Source organism: Pseudoalteromonas thalassia (assembly GCF_049257215.1).
Classification (GTDB): Bacteria; Pseudomonadota; Gammaproteobacteria; order Enterobacterales; family Alteromonadaceae; genus Pseudoalteromonas; species Pseudoalteromonas lipolytica_C.
Window position 1 is genome coordinate 154,112 of the sequence record NZ_JBMMUE010000003.1, and the last position, 21,764, is coordinate 175,875.

The 21,764-nt window shown below is 40.3% G+C and carries 21 protein-coding genes; 16 read left to right on the forward strand and 5 right to left on the reverse strand.

The genetic code is table 11. From position 1 onward, the window contains the following. Positions 1 to 33: 33 nt before the first annotated feature. The 7 genes from AAEU31_RS05300 (at position 34) to AAEU31_RS05330 (ending at position 6,676) form a co-directional block, all read left to right on the forward strand. Positions 34 to 951, forward strand: a complete 918-nt coding sequence (locus AAEU31_RS05300; protein ID WP_135926917.1) for a diguanylate cyclase domain-containing protein — start codon at positions 34 to 36, stop codon at positions 949 to 951. Positions 952 to 1,294: 343 nt separating this feature from the next. Then, positions 1,295 to 2,248: an SPFH domain-containing protein gene (locus AAEU31_RS05305; RefSeq protein WP_421966672.1), complete on the forward strand. Its 954-nt coding sequence runs from the start codon at positions 1,295 to 1,297 to the stop codon at positions 2,246 to 2,248. A gap of 8 nt (positions 2,249 to 2,256) precedes the next feature. Beyond that, a complete protein-coding gene (locus tag AAEU31_RS05310) occupies positions 2,257 to 2,709 on the forward strand; it encodes an NfeD family protein (RefSeq protein ID WP_421966673.1) in 453 nt (150 codons plus the stop codon). A gap of 86 nt (positions 2,710 to 2,795) precedes the next feature. Continuing rightward, entirely contained in the window at positions 2,796 to 3,632 is an 837-nt protein-coding gene (locus AAEU31_RS05315) for a patatin-like phospholipase family protein (protein ID WP_235383705.1), read from the forward strand. A gap of 120 nt (positions 3,633 to 3,752) precedes the next feature. Then, positions 3,753 to 5,378, forward strand: a complete 1,626-nt coding sequence (locus AAEU31_RS05320) for a methyl-accepting chemotaxis protein (protein WP_421966674.1) — start codon at positions 3,753 to 3,755, stop codon at positions 5,376 to 5,378. Between the two features lie 18 nt (positions 5,379 to 5,396). Then, positions 5,397 to 6,203 carry a substrate-binding periplasmic protein gene (locus tag AAEU31_RS05325; RefSeq protein ID WP_295511825.1) on the forward strand — a complete coding sequence of 269 codons (807 nt, stop codon included), beginning with the start codon at positions 5,397 to 5,399 and terminating at the stop codon, positions 6,201 to 6,203. Positions 6,204 to 6,205: 2 nt separating this feature from the next. Next, a complete protein-coding gene (locus AAEU31_RS05330) occupies positions 6,206 to 6,676 on the forward strand; it encodes a DM13 domain-containing protein (protein ID WP_421966675.1) in 471 nt (156 codons plus the stop codon). Between the two features lie 88 nt (positions 6,677 to 6,764). Here AAEU31_RS05330 and ahpF read toward each other — a convergent pair whose 3' ends face one another. The 4 genes from ahpF to AAEU31_RS05350 form a co-directional block, all read right to left on the reverse strand. Then, the gene (gene ahpF / locus AAEU31_RS05335; protein WP_421966676.1) at positions 6,765 to 8,345 is read right to left on the reverse strand and encodes an alkyl hydroperoxide reductase subunit F; all 1,581 of its coding nucleotides are present in this window, start codon (positions 8,343 to 8,345) and stop codon (positions 6,765 to 6,767) included. A gap of 155 nt (positions 8,346 to 8,500) precedes the next feature. Then, positions 8,501 to 9,070, reverse strand: a complete 570-nt coding sequence (gene ahpC, locus AAEU31_RS05340; protein ID WP_135926910.1) for an alkyl hydroperoxide reductase subunit C — start codon at positions 9,068 to 9,070, stop codon at positions 8,501 to 8,503. A gap of 209 nt (positions 9,071 to 9,279) precedes the next feature. Further along, a complete protein-coding gene (locus AAEU31_RS05345; protein WP_138557779.1) occupies positions 9,280 to 9,783 on the reverse strand; it encodes a 2,4'-dihydroxyacetophenone dioxygenase family protein in 504 nt (167 codons plus the stop codon). Positions 9,784 to 9,830: 47 nt separating this feature from the next. Then, positions 9,831 to 10,832, reverse strand: a complete 1,002-nt coding sequence (locus AAEU31_RS05350; protein ID WP_138557780.1) for an NAD-dependent epimerase/dehydratase family protein — start codon at positions 10,830 to 10,832, stop codon at positions 9,831 to 9,833. Between the two features lie 148 nt (positions 10,833 to 10,980). Between AAEU31_RS05350 and AAEU31_RS05355 the strand changes: the two genes are divergently transcribed. From AAEU31_RS05355 to AAEU31_RS05385, 7 genes are all read left to right on the forward strand, one after another. Further along, positions 10,981 to 11,994, forward strand: coding sequence for an AraC family transcriptional regulator (locus AAEU31_RS05355; protein WP_135926907.1), 1,014 nt, complete (start codon positions 10,981 to 10,983; stop codon positions 11,992 to 11,994). Between the two features lie 103 nt (positions 11,995 to 12,097). Continuing rightward, positions 12,098 to 12,778 (forward strand): SDR family oxidoreductase, encoded by a 681-nt coding sequence (locus tag AAEU31_RS05360; RefSeq protein ID WP_421966677.1) that lies wholly within the window; start codon positions 12,098 to 12,100, stop codon positions 12,776 to 12,778. Between the two features lie 9 nt (positions 12,779 to 12,787). After that, a complete protein-coding gene (locus AAEU31_RS05365) occupies positions 12,788 to 14,323 on the forward strand; it encodes an AMP-binding protein (RefSeq protein WP_421966678.1) in 1,536 nt (511 codons plus the stop codon). A gap of 363 nt (positions 14,324 to 14,686) precedes the next feature. Continuing rightward, positions 14,687 to 15,106, forward strand: a complete 420-nt coding sequence (locus AAEU31_RS05370; RefSeq protein WP_421966679.1) for a DUF3429 domain-containing protein — start codon at positions 14,687 to 14,689, stop codon at positions 15,104 to 15,106. Between the two features lie 54 nt (positions 15,107 to 15,160). Beyond that, positions 15,161 to 15,532 carry a hypothetical protein gene (locus AAEU31_RS05375; RefSeq protein WP_135926903.1) on the forward strand — a complete coding sequence of 124 codons (372 nt, stop codon included), beginning with the start codon at positions 15,161 to 15,163 and terminating at the stop codon, positions 15,530 to 15,532. Between the two features lie 4 nt (positions 15,533 to 15,536). After that, on the forward strand, positions 15,537 to 16,337 hold the full coding sequence (locus AAEU31_RS05380; RefSeq protein ID WP_421966680.1) for a class I SAM-dependent methyltransferase: 801 nt from the start codon (positions 15,537 to 15,539) through the stop codon (positions 16,335 to 16,337). Positions 16,338 to 16,339: 2 nt separating this feature from the next. Further along, a complete protein-coding gene (locus AAEU31_RS05385; RefSeq protein WP_421966681.1) occupies positions 16,340 to 17,332 on the forward strand; it encodes a Gfo/Idh/MocA family protein in 993 nt (330 codons plus the stop codon). Positions 17,333 to 17,345: 13 nt separating this feature from the next. Here the strand turns inward: AAEU31_RS05385 and AAEU31_RS05390 are convergent, their stop codons facing one another. After that, positions 17,346 to 18,701 (reverse strand): flagellin N-terminal helical domain-containing protein, encoded by a 1,356-nt coding sequence (locus AAEU31_RS05390; RefSeq protein WP_421966682.1) that lies wholly within the window; start codon positions 18,699 to 18,701, stop codon positions 17,346 to 17,348. Positions 18,702 to 18,989: 288 nt separating this feature from the next. Here AAEU31_RS05390 and AAEU31_RS05395 point away from each other — a divergent pair, with 288 nt between their 5' ends. Further along, positions 18,990 to 20,561, forward strand: a complete 1,572-nt coding sequence (locus AAEU31_RS05395; RefSeq protein ID WP_421966683.1) for a methyl-accepting chemotaxis protein — start codon at positions 18,990 to 18,992, stop codon at positions 20,559 to 20,561. 212 nt (positions 20,562 to 20,773) lie between these two features. Next, a complete protein-coding gene (locus AAEU31_RS05400) occupies positions 20,774 to 21,658 on the forward strand; it encodes an EamA family transporter (RefSeq protein WP_421966684.1) in 885 nt (294 codons plus the stop codon). The last annotated feature ends 106 nt before the right edge of the window (positions 21,659 to 21,764 follow it).

Sequence of the window (21,764 nt, forward strand, 5' to 3'; positions counted from 1 at the left end):
ATCTCTGTATGGCTGTTTTTATAGGGACATAGTGTGGCCAAATATAACGATACTCAATTACCAATTCATACCGCCGAGTTAAAGCTAGCGCTCGACAACTTACCTGCGTATGTGTACATCAAAGATGATTACTCACGATATGTTTATGCAAACAAATTAACGTTAAACCTATTAGCATGTAATGAATCAGAGCTGCTTTTTAAAACCGATATGGATCTATTTCCGCAAAGTACTGCAGAAAAACTATTAAACATCGATGCGCGTGTTCTTAGTGGAGAGCGCACTCGTGAAGAAATTGAACTTACTTTATCAAAAGGAGAGAAAAGTATTTTCTGGGAGGTAAAATCCCCCATCTTTTCCGATTCGGATCCTAATAAAGTCATTGGCATATTGGGAATTTCAACCGATATAACCGAACGAAAAGAACTTGAACAACAACTCCTATACGATGCCTCCACAGACCCATTAACCGATTTATTAAACCGACGTTATTTCTTCCTTCGCCTTGCTCTAGCGCTACAATTAAGTAAAAGCAAGCAAACTTACGGTGCTGTTATCTTTATCGACCTCAATAAGTTTAAAAAGCTAAATGATATGTATGGCCATAATGTTGGCGACGACTACTTAATAGAAATTTCAAAGCGAATGAAAACCACTATGCGTGATAACGACTGTATAGCGCGTCTAGGAGGAGATGAATTTGTTATTCTTTTAGAAGGACTTGGCCGTGAAGAGCAACATGCAAAAGATAATGCGCGTAGAGTAGCCCATAAGATCCAATCAGCAATAGAGGTCGAATTTAGACACCCTCATGTTACGTATTACGGTTCGGCTAGTGTTGGGGTTACCATGTTTTATGGTAATACCAAAAGTGCTGAAGAAGTCGTTGCTCAAGCTGATCAAAGCATGTATCTCATAAAACACTCTCTTAACAAACGGATTGATTGCTAGCCTATTAGCAAAAAGAGCTTAGCTAGAGATGTGTAATGAATAGCATAAATCATAAACACCACCTCATTAATGCAATAAGGTGGTGTTACTCGCTGATTTGTATCTAGTCATAGGCCCATTTTTCATAGTGCCATGTTTTGCTTTTACTCGTTTGTGACACCAGGCCAACACCGGCATTTTGCTGAAATGAAAAAACGTTCATTTACCAAAGCTTTAAATACTTCTTTTTAAAAAATGGGAGCTATCAACTGTATTTTTTATATTGCAAAATGATGGCAGCACTTACCCTGTAGTGATAGTCTCAATATTTGGTAAAAACATTAACCGTATCTAAGGAAAGTACATGGATCCAGTATCACAAATTCTCGACTTACTTTTGAATGTCGAAACCTTTATTCTTATTTTTGTATTAGTGCTACTAAAAAGCAGCGTTAAATTCGTGCCACAAAACCGCGCTTGGCTTATAGAGCGATTTGGTAAATATCATTCAACCAAAGAAGCGGGCTTAAACTTTATTGTGCCATTTATCGACCGTATTGCAGCAGACCGAAGTTTAAAAGAGCAAGCACAAGATGTGCCTTCTCAGTCAGCTATCACTAAAGATAATATCTCACTTATCGTCGATGGCGTACTGTATTTCCGAGTACTTGATCCATATAAAGCAACCTATGGTGTTGATGATTATGTATTTGCCGTTACTCAGCTATCGCAAACAACCATGCGTTCAGAGCTTGGTAAAATGGAGCTAGATAAAACCTTTGAAGAACGTGACATGTTAAACACCAACATAGTTAGTGCTATTAACCAGGCTTCTGAGCCTTGGGGTATTCAAGTTTTACGTTACGAGATTAAAGACATTGTGCCGCCTAATTCTGTAATGGAAGCCATGGAAGCACAAATGAAAGCAGAGCGAGTAAAGCGTGCACAAATTTTAGAATCTGAAGGCGACCGTCAGTCAGCTATCAATGTGGCTGAGGGTAAAAAGCAAGCACAAGTCCTTGCTGCAGAGGCTGAAAAAGCAGAGCAAATCTTACGCGCTGAAGGTGAAGCAAAAGCAATTATCGCCGTTGCAGAAGCACAAGCCGATGCACTTCGTAAAGTCGGTGAAGCCGCTGACACTGAACAAGGTCAAAAAGCAATTCAACTCGACCTTGCTACTAAAGCCATTGCCGCTAAAGAAGCGATAGCTCGTGAATCATCAGTAGTTTTATTACCTGAGAGTGGCACTGATCCAAGCTCGCTGGTTGCTCAAGGTATGTCTATTATTAATTCTTTAAATAAGAAACAACAAAATTAGGTGGAGCGATGGCGTTTTTAGATACCCATTTAGCCGAAGCATTAATGATTTTAGGTGTTATCGCGCTAATCGTTGAGGTTGCCGTACTGGGTATGAGCACCTACGTATTATTGTTTTTAGGCTTATCTTTATTTGCCAGTGGCTTGCTTATGAATATAGAGCTACTTGCAAGTACTTACACCACGGCACTTTGGAGTAATACTGTGTTTACTCTTGGTTTTGCGGTCGTGCTGTGGCGTCCCCTAAAACGCATGCAAGATAAAACAGAGACTCAGCCTGTTCACAGTGACTTTGCTGAACTGACCTTTGTTGTAAATGCAGATGTTGATGACCAAGGTTTAACCACACACCAATATTCGGGCATTCAGTGGCAACTAAAAAGCCACTCCCCCATTGCGGCTGGGAGCACTGTAAAAGTCACCGACAAACAAGTCGGTGTACTTTGGGTTGAAGCTATTTAACTCGCTTAGAGTCAAAACTCTATTTAATTTTGTAACCGTGTTTGTTATGGTTAGTAGCAATCACGGTTATAAGCAAGGTAGCAGTAATGGATAATAACAAGGCACTCGTTGTAGAAGGCGGCGCTATGCGCGGTATTTTCGCCACAGGTGTGCTTGATACGTTTATTAAAGAAAGCTACCAACCTTTCAAGCAATGCTATGGTGTTTCAGCAGGAGCCACCAACATCGCAGCTTATTTATGTGCTCAATATAAACGTAACCATGCGGTGATCACAGATTACTCGTGTCGACCTGAGTTCATTAATTATGTTCGCTTTTTAAAAGGCGGTCACCTGTTTGATTTAGACTGGCTATGGCAAGAAACCATTCGAGATATTCGCCTTGATTTAGACACCTTCGAAAAACAAGCGAGTGAGTTTTATATCGTTGCAACCAATATTAAAACAGGTAACGCTGAGTATTTAAAAGCAACTGCTGAACTTATTGAAGAGCAATTGAAAGCCTCATGTGCACTACCAATTGCATACCGCCAATACCCACAGATCAACAGTATGCAATTAACAGATGGTGGTGTAGCCGATTCTATTCCTATTCGTAAAGCTTACGAAATGGGTAATAAGGAAATTACAGTTATTTTGTCTCAGCCGATTGGCTATCGAAAAAAACCATCGAAAGCACCTTGGCTTGTTAAACGACTTTACAAAGAAACACCCGCGCTTGCTAAGGCATCCATCTTACGAGCAGAAAACTATAATCAAAGCATTGACTTTGTTATGAATCCACCGAGTGACTGTAAAGTTAACATCATCGCTCCTCCTCCTGATTTTGCTGTAGGTCGAACAACAAAGTCTTACGCTAAGTTATCAGCAGGATATGAAATGGGTATTGCGGCAGGAAAACAGTTTTTAAGCAATTTAGCTTGATAGCTAGTCGCGTATAGAAACGAATTATTGCAATACACACCCCAAATTATTGCAAAAACTTGCTTAAATAATATTCTCTATTAGTTTTAATACTAAGTCCTTACAAACATTCTAATGCTCATGTTAAACAACTATACCGTTCGTACGCGATTAGCCATTTTGGCTTTGTTACCGGTCTGCGTTTTTGTGATTACGTCAATATTTACGATGTCCATTATGTCGAGCATGGTAAAAGGCATCGACAGTCTTTACGACGATAGAGTCATCCCGCTTGAACAAATAAAAACAGTATCGGACAATTATGCCGTTAGCATTGTCGATTTGTTTCATAAATACCGTGCTGAGCAAATTTCAAAAAATGATTTTCTTGCTGCGGTTGAAAACGCAAAGGGTGTTGCCGACAACAAATGGAAAAGCTATTTAGGAACCAAGCTCACAAATAAAGAGCAACGCTTAGTAAATATCGTTGAAAAGAATCTCACTGTGGTAGAAAGCGAACTAAGCAAACTTTTAAATCAAGTTAAAAACAATGAATTAAAAGCAATTCCTAATGAGGTGTTTGTAAAAAGCCTTTACGATGTGTTCGACCCACTCAGCGAAAGCTATCAAGGGTTGATAAACCTTCAAATCAATGAAGCTAATAAGTTTAAACTTGCATCTGAAAAAGATTTTAAACAAGTCACTATAGCCATGAGCGCATCCATCAGTATTTTAATAATCATCTTATTATTTATTGCATTTGTCATTTACCGCTCTATTCATAACCCTCTGTTATCATTAAGTAAAACTATTGGTTCTATCTCTAAAAGTGCTGACCTACGGCTCAGAGCAGAAACTTATGGCAACGATGAAATAGCTCAAGCAGCCACTCATTTCAACGCGATGATGAAGCGAATACACGACCTAGTAAATGATGTAACTAATGCAACATTGACCTTATCTTCAGCAGCAGAGCAAATGAACTCAATTAGTGATCAAGTAGCAAGCACTGCCACAGAGCAAGAGCATCAATCAGCAATGATTGCTACCGCAATTACACAAATGAGTAGCGCGATTGAGCAAGTGGCCGCAAATGCGCTTTCAACCTCAGAAAAAGCCACCCATACAGATAAAACAGCTAAACTTGGCCAGCAATCGGTGCAAGAAAACATTGATGCAATAAACCGCTTATCGCAAATAGTTAATGCAAATACACAACTTATCAATGAGTTAAATACACAAACAACTGATATAAACCAAGTTGTGATGATGATCCAAGGAGTCGCAGAACAAACTAATTTATTAGCTCTTAACGCGGCGATTGAAGCAGCTCGTGCGGGAGAATCAGGTCGTGGTTTTGCAGTTGTGGCTGATGAAGTCAGACAGCTTGCACATAACACCCAAAAAGCGACCGCTAATATCAATGAAATGATTACTAAACTACAAGCAATGGCACAGCAAGCAGTCACCGCCATGGGTAATGCAGATGACAGTGCCAAACAAAGTGTTGAGTACGCTGAGCGCTCTTCACAATTACTCACTGAAATCACTCAAGAAATGGCACTTATTGCCGATATGAACAACCAAGTATCCACCGCAACAGATGAGCAAACGACTGTTGCAAACGAGCTAAGTTGTAATATTAATGAGTTCAGTAGCAGCATTTCACTGGTTAGCGAAAGTTCGCAACAAAATGCACAAGCCAGCCAAGAATTGGCTTCTTTGGCTTCGCGTTTACAACAGCAGGTGCATGTTTTCAAAGTATAAATGTAGAGACTCAAATAAATGAATAGAACAATATTTATTTTATTGATGGTATTCGCGCTATTCATTAAACAGAGCTTTGGTCAAGAGCAAATTGTTATTCAACTTGCAAAGCCGAGCTATACCGACGCGGTAAAAAATCAATACATCCACGATATTCTCATTAAAAGCTTCGCCGCAATGGGCGTAGACGCTGTATTAATGTACAACGCCAAGCCAATGAATGATAAACGCATTATTGAACAACTTAGTCATAATAAAACAATTACCTTAGCTTGGCTGTCTTTCCCTTATAAGCAACCCACTTCATTAGTTAACACCACAATTCCTTTATACAAGGGTTTGCACGGTAAGCGTTTGCTTATTATTCGTGGTGATGACCAAGCAAAGTTCAGTGCAATAAAAAGCCTTGATCAATTAAAACCATTAATTGCATTACAGCAGCAAAGTTGGTCTGATTATACGGTGCTAAGAGACAATGACTTAACCGTTAATGGTGAGCTTGATTATCCTGGCATGATCAAAGCTCTAGAGACAGGCTTTGCCGATTACTTTCCACGCTCAGTACTGGCTATTGGCACTGAACTCAATAGACTCAAACAGTTCAACTTTATCATTGCACCAAACATTATGCTGCAATATCCCAGCGACTATTACTTTTACTTAAGTAAAGAGAATCAACACATTAGGGATTTGCTAGAACAAGGTATGCAAAAGCTAAAACAATCAGGTGAACTTGAGCGGCTCTATTTGCAATATTTTGGTGATGTTGAAAAACAATACTCTTTAAATCAACGCCACACCATAACGCTAAAGAACAAGGAGTAAGCATGCTAAAAGCAGTGCTAATTATCATCATGGCATTGGCTATTTTTGCCATGGGCTTCATGGCTGGGGTTTACAGTTTGCCTATTTTAACGGAGCAACCAGCGCCCGATGTTGCTATTTTGAAGCAGCATCAAGATAGAGCTCAGTTTAGTGCTGCGTTTAAGCCGGACCTTAAAGGCTCAGATCGCCTTCATTATGGTGATGGGATGGTCTATCTAACAAATGATGCTATTTCTATGCAAGGTACTTTATCACCAGGACCTGACTATCAAGTATACCTATCGCGCAACTTTGTTGATAACGAAGCTGATTTTTTAGCACAAAAAGGCACCATGCAACGTGTTGCAGGAGTACGTTCATTCAATGGCTTTAAATTAGTTGTGCCACAAGGTATTGATGTCAGCGATTACAATACAGTGGTTATTTGGTGTGAAAGTTTTGAGGAATTTATTACTGCAGCACAGTATCAATAGCTGGATTAATAAAAACAAAGCCGCCTTTGGAGAGGGCGGCTTTAAAGCGGCAGCTATGGGTGTGAGCTGCCTAATCAAGAGTCGCTAATTAAGCTGCATCTTCAGTGCTTTGTACCTCTTCGCTGTGGCGAATTAAGTAATCAAATGCACCTAAACTGGCCGTTGCACCACTGCCCATTGCAATAATGATTTGCTTGAACGGCGTTGTTGTTGCATCACCTGCCGCGTAAACACCCGGTAATGATGTCGCACCTTTGCTATCAATTTCAATTTCACCAAAGCGAGTTAGTGATAACCCAGAATCTTTTAACCATTCAGTGTTTGGCACCAAGCCGATTTGCACAAAGATACCTGCAAGCTCAAGTGATTTTTCATCGCAAGAGATGCGATCAATATAGTTTAAGCCTGTTACTCGTTTACCATCACCAACAACTTCTGTTGTTTGCGCGTTTTTGATAATCGTAATGTTGTTTAAGCTATTTGCTTTACGAATAAGTACTTCGTCAGCACGTAAGGTATCTGCAAATTCAAGCACAGTGACATGCTCAACAATGTTTGCAAGGTCGATTGCAGCTTCAATACCTGAATTACCACCACCGATAACCGCTACCGCTTTGCCTTTAAATAACGGACCATCACAGTGAGGACAGTAAGCAACGCCATGACCGCGATACTCTTTCTCACCCGGTACGTTCATTTCGCGCCAGCGGGCACCGGTTGCTAATACCACTGACTTCGCATTTAAAACCGCGCCATTTTCTAGCGTGATTTGATAATTACCTTGCTTAGTAAGTGATGCCGCACGTTGGTTTTGCATAACATCAACGTCGTATTCTTTGACATGCTCTTCAAGTTGAGCAACTAATTTAGGACCTTCGGTCGCTTTCACTGAAATAAAGTTTTCAATTGCTAAAGTATCTGAAACCTGACCACCAAAACGCTCTGCAACCACGCCCGTGTTTAAGCCTTTACGAGCTGAGTAAATTGCCGCAGAAGCCCCTGCCGGACCACCACCAACAACAAGTACATCGAATAACTCTTTGTCGTTTAGTGCTTCGGCTTGGCGTGCAGCCGCTTTGGTATCTACTTTATTTAAGATATCAGTCAGATTAACTGCACCTTGACTAAACAGCTCGCCATTTAAATACACCGCTGGCACCGCTAGAATATTGCGCTCATTCACTTCGTCTTGAAACAAGGCACCATCAATCATAGTGGCCGTAATGTTTTTATTGTGTGCTGCCATTAAGTTAAGTGCTTGCACTACTTGCGGGCAGGTTTGACAACTTAATGAAATATACACTTCAAAGTTAAGCGGCCCAGGTAATGATTTAATTTGTTCAATTTCACTCTGTGATGCCTTACTTGGATGACCACCAGTGTGAAGAAGTGCAAGGATCAAGCTGGTGAATTCGTGGCCCATAGGCACACCCGCAAATGTGATTTGCGTGTTGTTAATAGGTGAAGATACCACCATAGACGGACGTCGTACGTCTTGGTTAGGGTTATCTCGCACCGAGAATTTGTCGCTTAACGATGCTAAATCGTTTGCTAAGTTTTTAAGTTCTGTTGATTTATTGCTGTCATCCAAGGCGATAAGCAGCTCAACAGGGCTGGTAATAGAAGCAAAGTGGCTTGTTAATTGGTTTTTGATATTCGTATCTAACATGGCTTAGCCCTTGAGTTCAGAATAAATAATCTAGAAAAATTTTGGGTGTAACTGCCCACCACCCGCTAATGTGCTTAATGTGAGTTGTGATGGGCAATTAAGGTTGCATTGGGATAGCAAAGCAAAGCTTTGCTATCGTTTAATGCCGTGGCAAATTAGATTTTGCCAACTAGGTCTAATGAAGGAGCAAGTGTCTCTTCACCTGGCTGCCATGATGCAGGACATACTTCACCGTCGTGGTTAGCAATGTACTGTGCAGCTTGTACTTTACGTACTAACTCTTTCGCGCTACGGCCGATACCTAGGTCGTGAGTTTCGATTACTTTGATTTCGCCTTCAGGGTTCATTACGAATGTACCGCGAAGAGCAAGACCTTCGTCTTCGATCATCACACCGAAGTTACGTGTAATACGACCTGTTGGGTCACCAATCATTGGGAATTTGATTTTACCAATTGTCTCAGACGTATCGTGCCATGCTTTGTGAGTGAAGTGCGTGTCGGTTGATACAGAGTAAACTTCAACACCCATTTCTTGTAGTTGCTCGTAGTAGTCTGCAACATCACCAAGCTCAGTCGGACATACAAAAGTAAAATCTGCTGGGTAGAAGAAGAAGATTGACCACTTACCTAGCACGTCTTTTTCTGTTAGTTCTACAAAGTCACCATTGTGGTAAGCTGTTGCATTGAATGGTTGTAGTTTTGTGTTAATTAATGAAGTGCTCATAGTATTCCTCATTGATGTACTTAAAAAAGTTTAATTAACGCAGCCTTGCGTCTGCTTGATTAATACAATAGAGGTGTGAGCGATTAAAATAAAATTGATTGTTTAGATTAAATTGATTTGTTTTTTAGATTGAACTACATATAATCCTTAATAAACATAAAGCCCTCAATAGCTTACTGCAATTAAGGGCTTTGCTTCAGGGAATAAAATTATTTACTAAAGCCGTATAAGCTCTTAGGTTTAATGTAGTTAGGCTCAATTCCTTGCTCTTTTGCAGCTGCTAACATCACTTGCTCAATCCAACCTGCATCCATAATGTTCATATAGTTGCCATCAGGGTCAAAGTTGATGTTAGATCCCATAACCACCATAAAGGTATCTGTCACTTCAGTGTTGTCTTCAGGTACTTGAAATTGATGAATCGAACCGCCTGGCTCAAATAAATAACTGCCCGCTACTTGTAAATCATCTGGATATTCAGTGTAGTGCCAACTTCCCGCTAACGTATATAAGTGCACAACACCAGTATGAAAATGTTTTGGTAAAACCGTACCTGGTTCAAATAAAACACGCAAAACCCATACTCCATTTTCAGAATCCAGCATCAGTGGGTAGATATGCACGCCCGGTAAGGCGTTTTTGATTAGCTTTTCATCATTGGTATGAATTGTCAGTAAGAAATCTTGATGGTTAATAATATCTGGTAATGCCATGTGTGTGCCCTCTTTTCAATTGCTTTCAATAAGTTAACTAGTTGTCTTTAATTTGCTTCTACGGTATTGGTGCGTGGCTCTTCTTTACAAAGCCCTTGCTCATACGCCCACTGCAACGCATGTTGCATACCTTGCTGTAAGGTAAATTCAGGTTGATAGCCAAAAACACGGTGCGCTTTTTCACTACTATATGCCGCACTTTTTCGGCTTAGCATGCGCATAGTTGATGGATTGATATCGGTGGTTTTACCAAAAAGGTGATAACACCACTCTATAAAGCCCGTTAGTTTTAGCACTAAGGACAAGTTCACAACTGTGACGTGCTTTTTCCCTTGTGCTTGCGCTAAATAATTAAAATAAGTTTGATTAGTTACTTGCTCTGGGCCCGATAGATTAAAAATCTCACCATTTGCCCCCTCGCTCATGGCACTTTGATAAATGCCTCTCACTAAATCATCAATATAAACAGGGCCGAACATGCCCTGTGGTACCATAAACGTGCCTTTAGCGATTTCTTGCAATGGGTAAGCTATCCAAGGCTTTGAACCAGGGCCATAAACATCGCCAGGACGAATTATTGTTACATTGAGTTTTTTACTGGCGTGATAGCTTAGCGCTAAATGTTCACTCATCATTTTTGAGTCGTTATAGGCTCGCCCATCAGGTAACAAAGGCGCGTCTTCTTTAATATCTGTTTGCCAATTACTGCCATAAATGGCAGTCGACGAAATATGAATAAAACGCCTTACTGTGTTTGCTGCGACCGCTGCATCAAGTAAGTTTTTCGTCCAGCCTACATTCGCCTGCCATGTTTGCTTGTAACTAAACGCATTTGAGACAATTGCCGCAGTATGAATAACCAAATCACAGTCATTCAATAATGAACGCCAGCCAGCAGGCTCATTCAAGTTACCTGCAACAATATTGAATTCTTTACAGGGCGTTAAATCTACGCCGCATACATCGACTCCATTCGCTTTAAAGTAGCGCGCCAGCGTGCGGCCAATAAAGCCATTACCACCACTTATAAAAACTTTTGAGTAGTTCATTGTGTGTTCCTCTAAGCACGTTACAGCCTCAATTGCATTTAGCAGGCCATTTGGTTAATACATTGTTAAACTTTAATGACCTGTATTACTTTACTTTTTACGCAAAATTTTTTACTTTTTACGCCAACGCACTAAAAAAGAGCAAACTATGCCTCGCAAAACACACACACCCGACCTAATTAGAGCATCTGCTTTACATGGCTATGTCGAACTGATTGAAAGTAAATTAGTAAACCCAGATGCACTATTAGAGCGCGTAGGCTTAGACAGAAAACAGCTCATTGAGCCCAATAATTTTGTGCAATATCAGCAGCTCATTGAGTTACTAGAAATCACAGCGAAAGAATTAAACCTGCCCTATTTCGGCCTAGAGCTAGGTCGCTGGCAAAGTCTTAACATCTTAGGTTCGGTTGGTTATTTGATGGGTAACTGCGAGACTCTTGAAATGGCGTTAAAAAACTTAACCAAGTACTATCATATTCATCAAAATAGTGCTGATCTGTTGCTCGAAAGTGGCCAAGACTTTGTAAAACTGTCTTTTTTAGTGCGCAGTAGTTTAAAAGTCGGTGTATATCACGGAGCAGACCTAGCTCTGAGTGTTGGGGTTAATCTTTTAAAACAATTAACCGATGACCAAATAAAGCTTCACCGCTTAGAACTGCCTCATAGCTGTGATGCAAACACCAGTGTATACCGCCAAGCCCTTGGTCAAATACCGGTATTTAACTGTGCTCATACCGCATTAGTGTTTGAGAAAAAATACCTAAAGTTAGCCATTAAGAACTCAGATAAGCAGTTGTTTTCTATTCTTAGCCAACAACTTGGACACCCGAACGAGTCTAAGCGAGAGAATATTTGTGAACATGTTGAAGTGCTTATAAAACAATATCTACTTCATGAACAATTTGGTGTTAATTTAATCGCTGAAAAGTTGTCAATGAGTGCGCGAAGTCTACAGCGACATTTAGCCCAGTATGACACAACATTTCGCGAACTCGTTGATGAAGTTCGTTGCAATTTAGCTCACCAATATTTAACTGAATCAAGCCTAAGCTTATCAAACATTTCAGATATCTTAAGCTTTTCTAATTACAGCGAATTTACCCGAGCATTCAAACGCTGGTATGGCATGCCACCAAAAGACTATCGTAAGTCACATTGATTATAATGGCGCAAAAAGCTAAAAACAGGTCGTATAAAGTTAATTAATTGATTAACAATTTATATATATTGACTAGCTAGTTTCGCTAATCAGTGGTCGTGTAATGTTAAGAAGAGTGTTTATTACCGGTAGTAATAGTGGTATTGGGTTCGAATTAGCAAAGCAATATATTCGTCGTGGTGATGATGTTGCGTTATTCGACAAGCAATTTAGCGATATAACAAAGCAAACCTTGTGTAGCCTTGCACACAGCAATCAATATATAGAATTTTTTGCCACCCATATCTGCGATATTGAAGGGTTACAAATCCAAGTAAATAATGCAATTGCCGCTATTGGTAAACCCGAATTGGCTATTTATTGTGACCGTTCGGATGAAATAACCAACAGTGATCACGCTCTTGCACTACGAAACATTGCCACAGTTATAAGCCCAGAACTGGCGATGAATAGCCACCTTGCATTAATGGTTCCTGTTACAAATAAAGCTCAAGTTTCACCAGAACCAAGTGTATTGATACTTGCAAAGGAACTACGCCAAACATTTAAGCCAAACAAAATTAAACTCAGCTTGATGTGTTTCAACAAAGCACATAACGCCTCAGAAAATGCTGCAGACACAGCTAAGCAAATAGTAAAAAGCTTAGATAAACAAAAACGAATGGTGATCCTTAGCTTACAATCTAAACTAACTTATGTCATGAGCCATTATTTACCTAATTGGGTTATGGACTCTGTAATGGATCGCCTCATCAAACAACAACTAATAAGAACAACACGCTAAGGAACAACCATGAACACACATGATAACCTCACGCAATTGATAGACCAAACATGTCAAACCTATGCAGAACTCCCAGCCTATAATAGTGCGGGTAAAACACTTACTTATTCACAAATCGAACAGCAATCTCGTTACTTAGCTCAGTGGTTTCAACAGCAAAGTAACCTTAAGGTTGGCGACCGAATCGCGATCCAATTGCCTAATATAGTTGACTACCCTGTCGTTACTTATGCTGCATTTCGTGCCGGATTAATCGTTGTTAATACCAATCCGCTTTATACTGCTCGTGAAATGCTTCATCAGTTCAATGACGCAGGCGTAAATGCCATCGTAATACTGGACGCACTAACCGATAAACTAGCCACTATCATTAGTCAAACCTCCATAGAAAAAGTGATTGTTACTTCAGCGGTGGGTGAACCTTCACTGCAACCGGGCCAATTGTCATTACCTGAACTCATTCACCAAGGGGAAAAACTCGCTCCACTTAAACCACACCAAGCAAGCCGTGATGATATTGCCGTTTTGCAATATACGGGGGGAACAACAGGAGTTGCTAAAGCTGCAATGCTTAGTCATGGCAATATCTTAGCTAATGCCGAGCAAATGAATGAACGCTTTGACGAAATTTTAACCCCTGGCCAAGAAACGGGTATTTGTCCGCTTCCGCTTTATCATATTTACGCCTTTACGGTGAATATGGTTGGCCTATTCGCAATGGGGCAATTTAATGTGCTTATACCAAACCCTCGTGATTTAGATGCCTTAGTAAAGCAAATTGAACCATTTGAAATTAATTACTTTTCTGGCATTAACACCTTATTTATTGGCTTGTGTATGCATCCTGGTTTTAAAGCCCTGAATTTTTCAAACCTAAAAATGACAGTCTCAGGGGGCGCAGCTCTAACACATGCAGCTGCTGATGCATGGATGAGCACCACAGGTTGTACAATCACAGAAGGCTATGGCTTATCAGAAACCTCGCCAGTTGCGACGTTAAACGACTTTAAAAAAGAAGAGATTGGCAGTATTGGCCGCCCATTATCAAACACCACAGTTGAGATTTGGGATGAAAATGATGAACCTGTTGCTGACGGTGAGTCTGGCGAGATAGTCGTTAAAGGCCCACAGGTGATGATGGGTTACTGGCAACGCCAAGATGAAACCGATAAATGCATGAAACGCGGCTTTTTCAAAACCGGAGATGTAGGCCTAAAACTGCCAAGCGGTAACTACAAAATTGTAGATCGTTTAAAAGACATGATTATTGTCTCTGGCTTTAATGTTTACCCTAACGAAGTTGAAAATGTACTTTGCCAGCACCCGGCTATCTGCGAAGCCGCTGTAATAGGTGCAAAAGATGAAAAAACCGGCGAGCGTGTCTGTGCCTACATAACCTTAAAAGAGCAGGTTAATGAGCAACAAGTGACTGATTATTGCCGCGAAAACCTAAGTGCTTATAAAGTACCTAAGTCAATCGTTTTTATGGAGCAATTACCAAAATCAACGGTAGGCAAAATTTTACGTCGTGAATTACGCCAATAATAAAGCGATCGTTTTAGCCGCATAACTGGTATAAAATAGTTAAAAGATAAAAGCATGCCGTTAGGGCGTGTTAACCTTTTATGATTAATTTTGCAGCAGTGTGTTTGGTATTTAGGCAAGGCAGAGCCTATGTAGTGTGGTTGTTCCACATAAATAGGCGATAACGCCGCATCAATGCCAAACACGCGCTGCCCTTCGGGTTCTTCCTAGGGGCGATTAACTCTTTGTTGCTCGATTTTTACTTAGCCCACTAGGTTACAAATCTCGCGCCGCGATTAAATCGCCCCTAGAGTGAACAAATTTTAATCTACAAAGGTCAACACGCCCTATTTGCTTTTTAATTTAAGCGGTTTAAAGGTCATTATGGAAAAGTTTATTAATCACATTCAACTTGGTTACTTGGGTTTACTACCGTTTTTAGGTTGCGTTAGTTGGCCACTTATCGCAGGCAGTAGCGCAGTTAATTTAGAGTTTTTCACCTTTTACAGTATTGCTATTTTGGCCTTTATGTCTGGTAACTTATGGCATGCAGGCCAGCAAAGCCAAGCAGATGCAATCAAAGCGATTATTCCTATTTTACCTATTGGGTTTTTAAGTTTTCTGCCAACACCATGGGCTTTAGGTTGGTTAGCAGCAAGTTTTTGGCTTGTATTATTATTCGAGAAAACTTCACCGCAGTGGCAAAATTACCATGTTGATTACCAGAAAATGCGATTTGTTTTAACCTCAGTCGTTTTTGTTTGTCACATCTTTGTAATTGGCATCAGCATCTATCCTGAGTAGCCCTTTAGCCCGGTTTGCGGTAACATCCGCGGCTCAGTTTCTTAAGGACTTGCTATGATAGATCAATTGCGCGCCAAACTAGACCTACTCGGCGAAAATTACGTTGAAAAAGGCGCTCACTTTAAAATTAAAGTGATTCCTTTTTTTTGTGCTATCCACATTAAAAAAGATCACAAAAACCAAGGTACTTTAAAGATATATTCTAATCAGTTGATTGAGATATTTTTAGCCACCATGTTTTTGCTTTTCGGTTTAATGCTCTTTGACACCGACGCAGGGTTTACGCACGGTCCTATTCATATCGTTATTGCCGTTTTGATTAGCTTTAACTTGATCTTTAAACAAATTGCCATTGAAGGGCTAAAAACTCGTTTAGCGCTTTGCCCAAAAACTGCAGTTGAAACAGCGCCAGAACAAGGCAAATAACGACATGTTTTTAGACCCAAGTTGGCGCATTTTGACGGTAGGCGATGGTGATTTGTCATTTTCGCACGCCATAGCTCGTCATATAAAACCAACCAAGCTTGTTGCTTCGACTTATGATGATGCAAACACTATTGAGCAAAAATATGCCGACAATGCACTAAGCGCATTGCAACAACTAAATGTAGCTACACTCACTGAATTTGATGTAACAAAGCCAGACTCGTGGCTGAGCTTAGTCGGTGCACGTTTCGATGTAGTTATTTTTCAATTTCCACTTATACCCGCATTTAAAGGTGAGGCAGCATTTAAAGCAAATACCCAACAAGGTGGTATGAATGTTTTAAACCGTGCCTTGTTGCATCGCTATCTAGACTACGCAAGCCAATTTGCATTAGATAAAAACGGCCCAATGCTGTGTTACATCACCTCTAAAGATGTAAAACCGTATCGCGAATGGAATATTGAAGGCAGCTTAAATCAGGGGCTAAACTGCCATTATTTAGGCCAAATGCCATTCGATATTAATTTATTTCCAGGCTATAAAATTCGCAATGTTGACCGTGATAAACATGTAAAAGACACCAGTGGCATTACCTATGTATTTAGCGAAAAAACTGATAACAACATTACTACTAAGCTGACTTTACCCGCTTATTTAGGTGATAAACACTGTGCATTATGTCGCGTTGGCCCTTATATGGCCCAAGAAGACGAAGACAAACATTTGTTAAGCAAAAAGCACAAACAGATGGAAAAATTTGAACAGGATTGGCAAACATGGCTTGCACAAAACAACGAGGAGTAACCATGAACTTTGTGATTGTAGGTACCAATTTTATAAGCGACACGCTTTTGAGCGCAGCCAAACAAATTGAACAATTCTCCTTATATGGCGTTTGCTCTCGAGAGCAGCAAACAGGCGAGTCTTTCCTTGCAAAGCACGATATGACAGACGCTAAAGTGTTTACCAATATTGAACAAGTATGCCAAGACCCTCTGGTCGATGCCGTCTACATTGCGGCACCAAATAGCTTACACAAAGACTATGCTGTTATGTGTTTAAAAGCGGGGAAACACGTTTTAGGTGAAAAGCCTTCGGCAACAAACAGCGTAGAGCTTGAGCTCATTATCGAAGCAGCTAAAGAAAATCAACGCTTATACATGGAAGCGATGATGACCACGCATTTACCAAACTTTGCGCGCTTAAAAAATGCCCTCACTAAAATTGGCGTACCTCGCAAATATATTGGTCAATATAGTCAGTACTCATCACGTTACGATAAGTATAAAAATGGTGAGCGCCCAAATACCTTTTTACCGGAGTTTGCTAACGGCGCATTAGTCGATTTAGGTATTTATCCCCTGTATATTTTACTCGCTTTATGGGGCGCGCCTCAGAGTGTGAAAGCCAGTGGTGTGTTACTTGAAACCGGTGTTGATGGCGCCGGCGATGTATTATTAAATTATGCCGATAAACAAGCAGTAATAAGCTACTCTAAAATCTCACAAGGCGATAATTTTACTGAAATTCAAGGTGAAAAAGGCCGTATTCGTATCGAAGCTGTCTCTTTATTAAAGCGTATGCAATATATTGGTAACGATGGCACGGTCGAAGAACTCTCTGAGCCATTTGATGAACACTTTATGCGCCATGAAGTAAGCCACTTTATTCAAGCGGCCAATGCAGGACAAATTGAGTCGTCAGTTAATACCCATGCACTTTCAAAGCAAGTCATGGCAGTGCTTGATGAAGCGCGAAGTCAGCTTGGTGTTGTCTATCCTGCAGATAAAAGCGAATAGCGTTTAAGGGCAACTATTCTAGTTGCCCTAACAAACTCAAAATTCCATTCTTAGTAATATCTCTTGCTTGCATAGCAACACTAACACTCGCTTGCTGAACAATATCTAGAGATACTTTTTCTGCCATTACTTTTGCAAAATCAGTATCTTCAATTCGCTGATTTGCTGAGCTTAGCATCGACGATTGATTAGATTGATTGCGCATAGTTGACTCAATAGCGTTCATTTTTGCACCGATTTCAGCTCTAAATCCACCGATTCGCGACAATGCAGTGTCGATTCTGGCAATTGCATTTTGAGCTAAGTCTTCGCTGCTTATAGTAATGCCGTCAATCGTTAAAGAGCCAGCACTGGCATCTATATCATCAAATATAATATAACCATCTTCGCCAATTGCTTGGTCTGTTGATGTTACCATCATAGGACCATCACTTGATTCAGCAGATGATGAATTTAAACTCCCCAAAGAATCCCAACTAGCAGTAATTCGAAACATACCCGAGCCAATTACAGTAAGAAGCAGCGGCTCGGTTACATTATCAATGAACAATTCTTCATTTGAACTTCCTGAGCTTGGGTTACCATTCCCCGAGTAGGTAAAGTTCATTCCATTGATGGTTTGACTATTTACAGCTGGGAAATTAAAACCTCCCCCCGTAAATAAATTGCCATTGCTATATGTTTCTGTTCCTTGGTAACCATTTGCTGGAGTAAATAGATTTGCCTCAATTCTAGATTGCACAGACGATAAATCTTGCCCCACTAAATGTTCGCCAGTTTGGGTAAATAGATTTAAATCATCATTCGCACCATTATCATTTATTTGAATTCTAACGTTCGTTGAACCTGCAGGTATTAGGCCTAAAGAAACATCCCCTGATCTCATTCCTTGCTGAACATTATTAGAAAACACCTCATTCAATACAGGTACATTATCTAAATTCGTCTCTTGCTCAGGCTTAGACATTAATGGTTTTTTACCAAAAATTTCTGTATTGGCTACAACGCTGTTTATATGATCTCGTAACTGTGAAAACTCTTCATTTAACGCTTCCCTATCGATATCTGTATTTGAGCCATTTGCGGCTTGAAGGGCTAAAGTTCGCATGCGTTGAAGCGAGTCTGTTAGCTCGGATAAGCCAGCATCTGCCACTTGCCCATAGCTGATCCCATCTTGTAAATTTCTAAGCGTTTGCTGCTTTACTGCTATTTGCGTTGTTAATCGATGGCTTATTTGTAGGCCTGCAGCGTCATCTTTAGCAGAGTTTATACGCTTTCCAGAAGCTAACTTCTCATAGGTTGAGGTGATAGATTGCGCATTTTGCAGTAAATTTGGCGTTCGTAGTCGTGGCGAATTGATCGTCAACATTTTGTCTTCCTTGGCAAAAAGGCTAGACACAGCAAAACTCATACCATTTTATTAATAATTAAGACTTTTAACTTTCCTTAAATTAACCTTTTTATAAATAATCATTTGTAACAATATTTTTTGCGGTTGTAGGTTATTGCACTATGTTTAAATCATGCATTATTTAATTTGTGAGAATTAGCCTTGTCTATAAGATTTTTATTAAGAGCGGTTTTTGCGGCTACCATTACCCTTGCAACCGGCCTACTCCTCATAATTTTATTTCTACAATCAGGACAAGAAGAAAGTATGGAGTCGGCTCAACAGCGTTATGAACTAAGCCACCTTGCTAAGTTTTCATCTTCAAATTCGATTCACCTTACAGAACTTGCTCGTCAACATGTTGTAACCTTAGATCCTCGCTATGAAGTTGAATACCATCAACTTGTTGATCAAATTCAAGGAAAAGCTGCTTGGCTAAATGGCGAAAAGAAAAGTTATGAACAGCGTTTAAGAGCTTTTAATGTGGCTGCTGATGATTTAGCTCTCTTGCAAAAATCCAACGACTTATCACTCAAACTAGTCGAAACAGAAGAACAAGCATTTAGCTTAGTCAGTGATTTGCTTGGTCGTGATACAAATAACTTAACCGTAAGCGAACATAAAAGATGGGTACAAGCTATCGAGCTTTTAACCAACGCGGCTTACATGGCAGAAGTTGAGAAAATTCAGCAGCCCGTGAAAGTATTTTTAAGTTCAATTGAGAAAAAAAGTGCCGCAGAAGTAAAAAGTAATCATGACCGTGTGATCACCTTAAGTTTAACTAGCACCATTTTAGTGCTAACCATTATAGCTACCTTGATAGTGTGTTACTGGCAATTAGAGAAAAAAGTGATTAAAGCAACCCATGCCTTAATTGATGAAGCTAAGCGTATATCTGAAGGTGATTTATCTTGTTATATTGACCATAAAGCTAATGACGAAATAGGTCAGCTTGCGAGCACCTTTAACGTTATGGTTGATAAGCTTTCCCAGCTTCTTAAAGAAATTCATGATCATTCAGAGCAGGCCCAAGTAGCAGCAAAAAGCCTCGATGAAATTTCACGACAGGCCAAAACGTTGAATGATATTCAAAGCCAAGCAATTGAAGTGATTTCAAGCTCTGTCTATGAAAACTCAACGGCCGTTAAAGAAGTTTCACAAAACTGTGCAGAAGCAGCAAACAGTGCGACCTCTGCCAATCAAAAAACCAAAGAGGGTTTGCAGGTTGTACAACAAGGAGTGAGCTCTGTTGAGTCAGTGGCCGATACTTTAACCAAATCACTAACAGACCTTAACCAACTGGAAGTCTCAGTGAATGAAGTAACCGCTATTTTAAGTGTTATAAGTAACATTGCTGAACAAACTAATTTACTGGCACTTAATGCCGCAATCGAAGCTGCAAGAGCCGGTGAACAAGGGCGAGGGTTTGCAGTTGTTGCTGATGAAGTAAGAACTTTGGCTAGTCGTACGCAAAGCTCCACTCTTGAGATCCAAGATAAAATTAACTCGTTACAAACGGCAACCAATGCTGTGACGCAAAGGATCCGCGCAAGTGATACGCAAATAAAAGAGGCGGTGGTAAATTCAGAAAAAGTGGGCCATATGCTTGATGAAATTAGCGTGCAAGCAAAAGCTATTTCGGATGCTAATATGACCATTGCTTCTGCATCTGAGCAGCAATCTCAAGTGACCGAAGAAATAGCCCAACGCTTAAACGAAGTACAAGACACCAGCCGAAAATCACAGCAACAAACGCAAAGCATATCGGATTCATCGAGTAAACTGGCTAGCTTGGCAAATAATTTAAACAAACAGATAAATCGTTTTAAATTGAGCTAATTAAAAGATAAATTATGCTGGCTTTAATTAACTTAAAGACAGCATAATCCAATCTAATTTAGACTACATTTTCCGCAACTTGACGTGTTCCGTTACGCACACAACAGCTTTATCGATAATCCATGTCCATTTAACGAAAAACGTTTCTTATAAACTAAAACATCAGTAAAATCGCCGCAAACTTAAGCTCTTAATAATTCATAAGGACAGTGATGCAACGCACCATCCCACCGTTTTTTGTTGCTGTTATTTGCGTACTTCTTGCAATGGTTACCATTCAATCGGGAGCCTCTGTTGCAAAGCAATTATTTCCTGTAATAGGCCCTGAGGGAACCACTGCCCTACGCTTGGGTTTTTCAGCTGCCATTTTGTGCCTTGTGTTTAAACCTTGGCGCGCGCTTCCGCCAATGGGTCAACGCATGCCAATAATCATCTATGGTCTGAGCTTAGGTGGTATGAATATTCTATTTTATTACGCAATTGAGCGTATCCCTTTAGGAATAGGTGTTGCGCTGGAGTTTACTGGTCCCCTTGCGGTTGCTCTCCTTTCGTCACGTAAAAAACGCGACTTATTTTGGGTAGCCTGTGCTATTGCAGGCATTATTTTATTATTACCTGATATGAAAGGCGAAGACAGCCTCGACCCCGTGGGGGTGATTCTAGCCCTTGCGGCTGGTGCCTGTTGGGCGTTTTATATTTTGTTCGGCAAAAAAACAGGTAACCAAGGCTCTGGCGGGATGACGGTTGCTATGGGGATGAGCGTTGCTGCTATTGTACTTGTACCTTATGGCGCAGCTTCACAAGGCGCAGCAGTCTTGAGCTGGGAAGTCCTGCCGCTTGGTATTTTAGTCGCCATCATGTCAAGTGCGCTGCCATACACTTTAGAGATGGTTGCGCTGCGTAATATGCCAGCACAAGGCTTTAGCATCATGATGAGCCTAGAACCTGCCATTGCTGCACTTGCTGGATTTATTATTTTAGCTGAGCTGCTTAGTGTATGGCAGTGGTTAGCGATTTTATTGGTTATCACGGCTTCTGTTGGCAGCTCAATGTCTCACTCATCGGAGCAGGATCAGAAAAGTCAGAAATGTGATTGATTGACTCTAAAAGAGCCTATTTTTAATAGTAAAGGATTAATTTCAAAACTTAAAAACAGCTTTTCTCGGCATTCGTAAAGTTACTGTTCTCACTATAATGCTCATT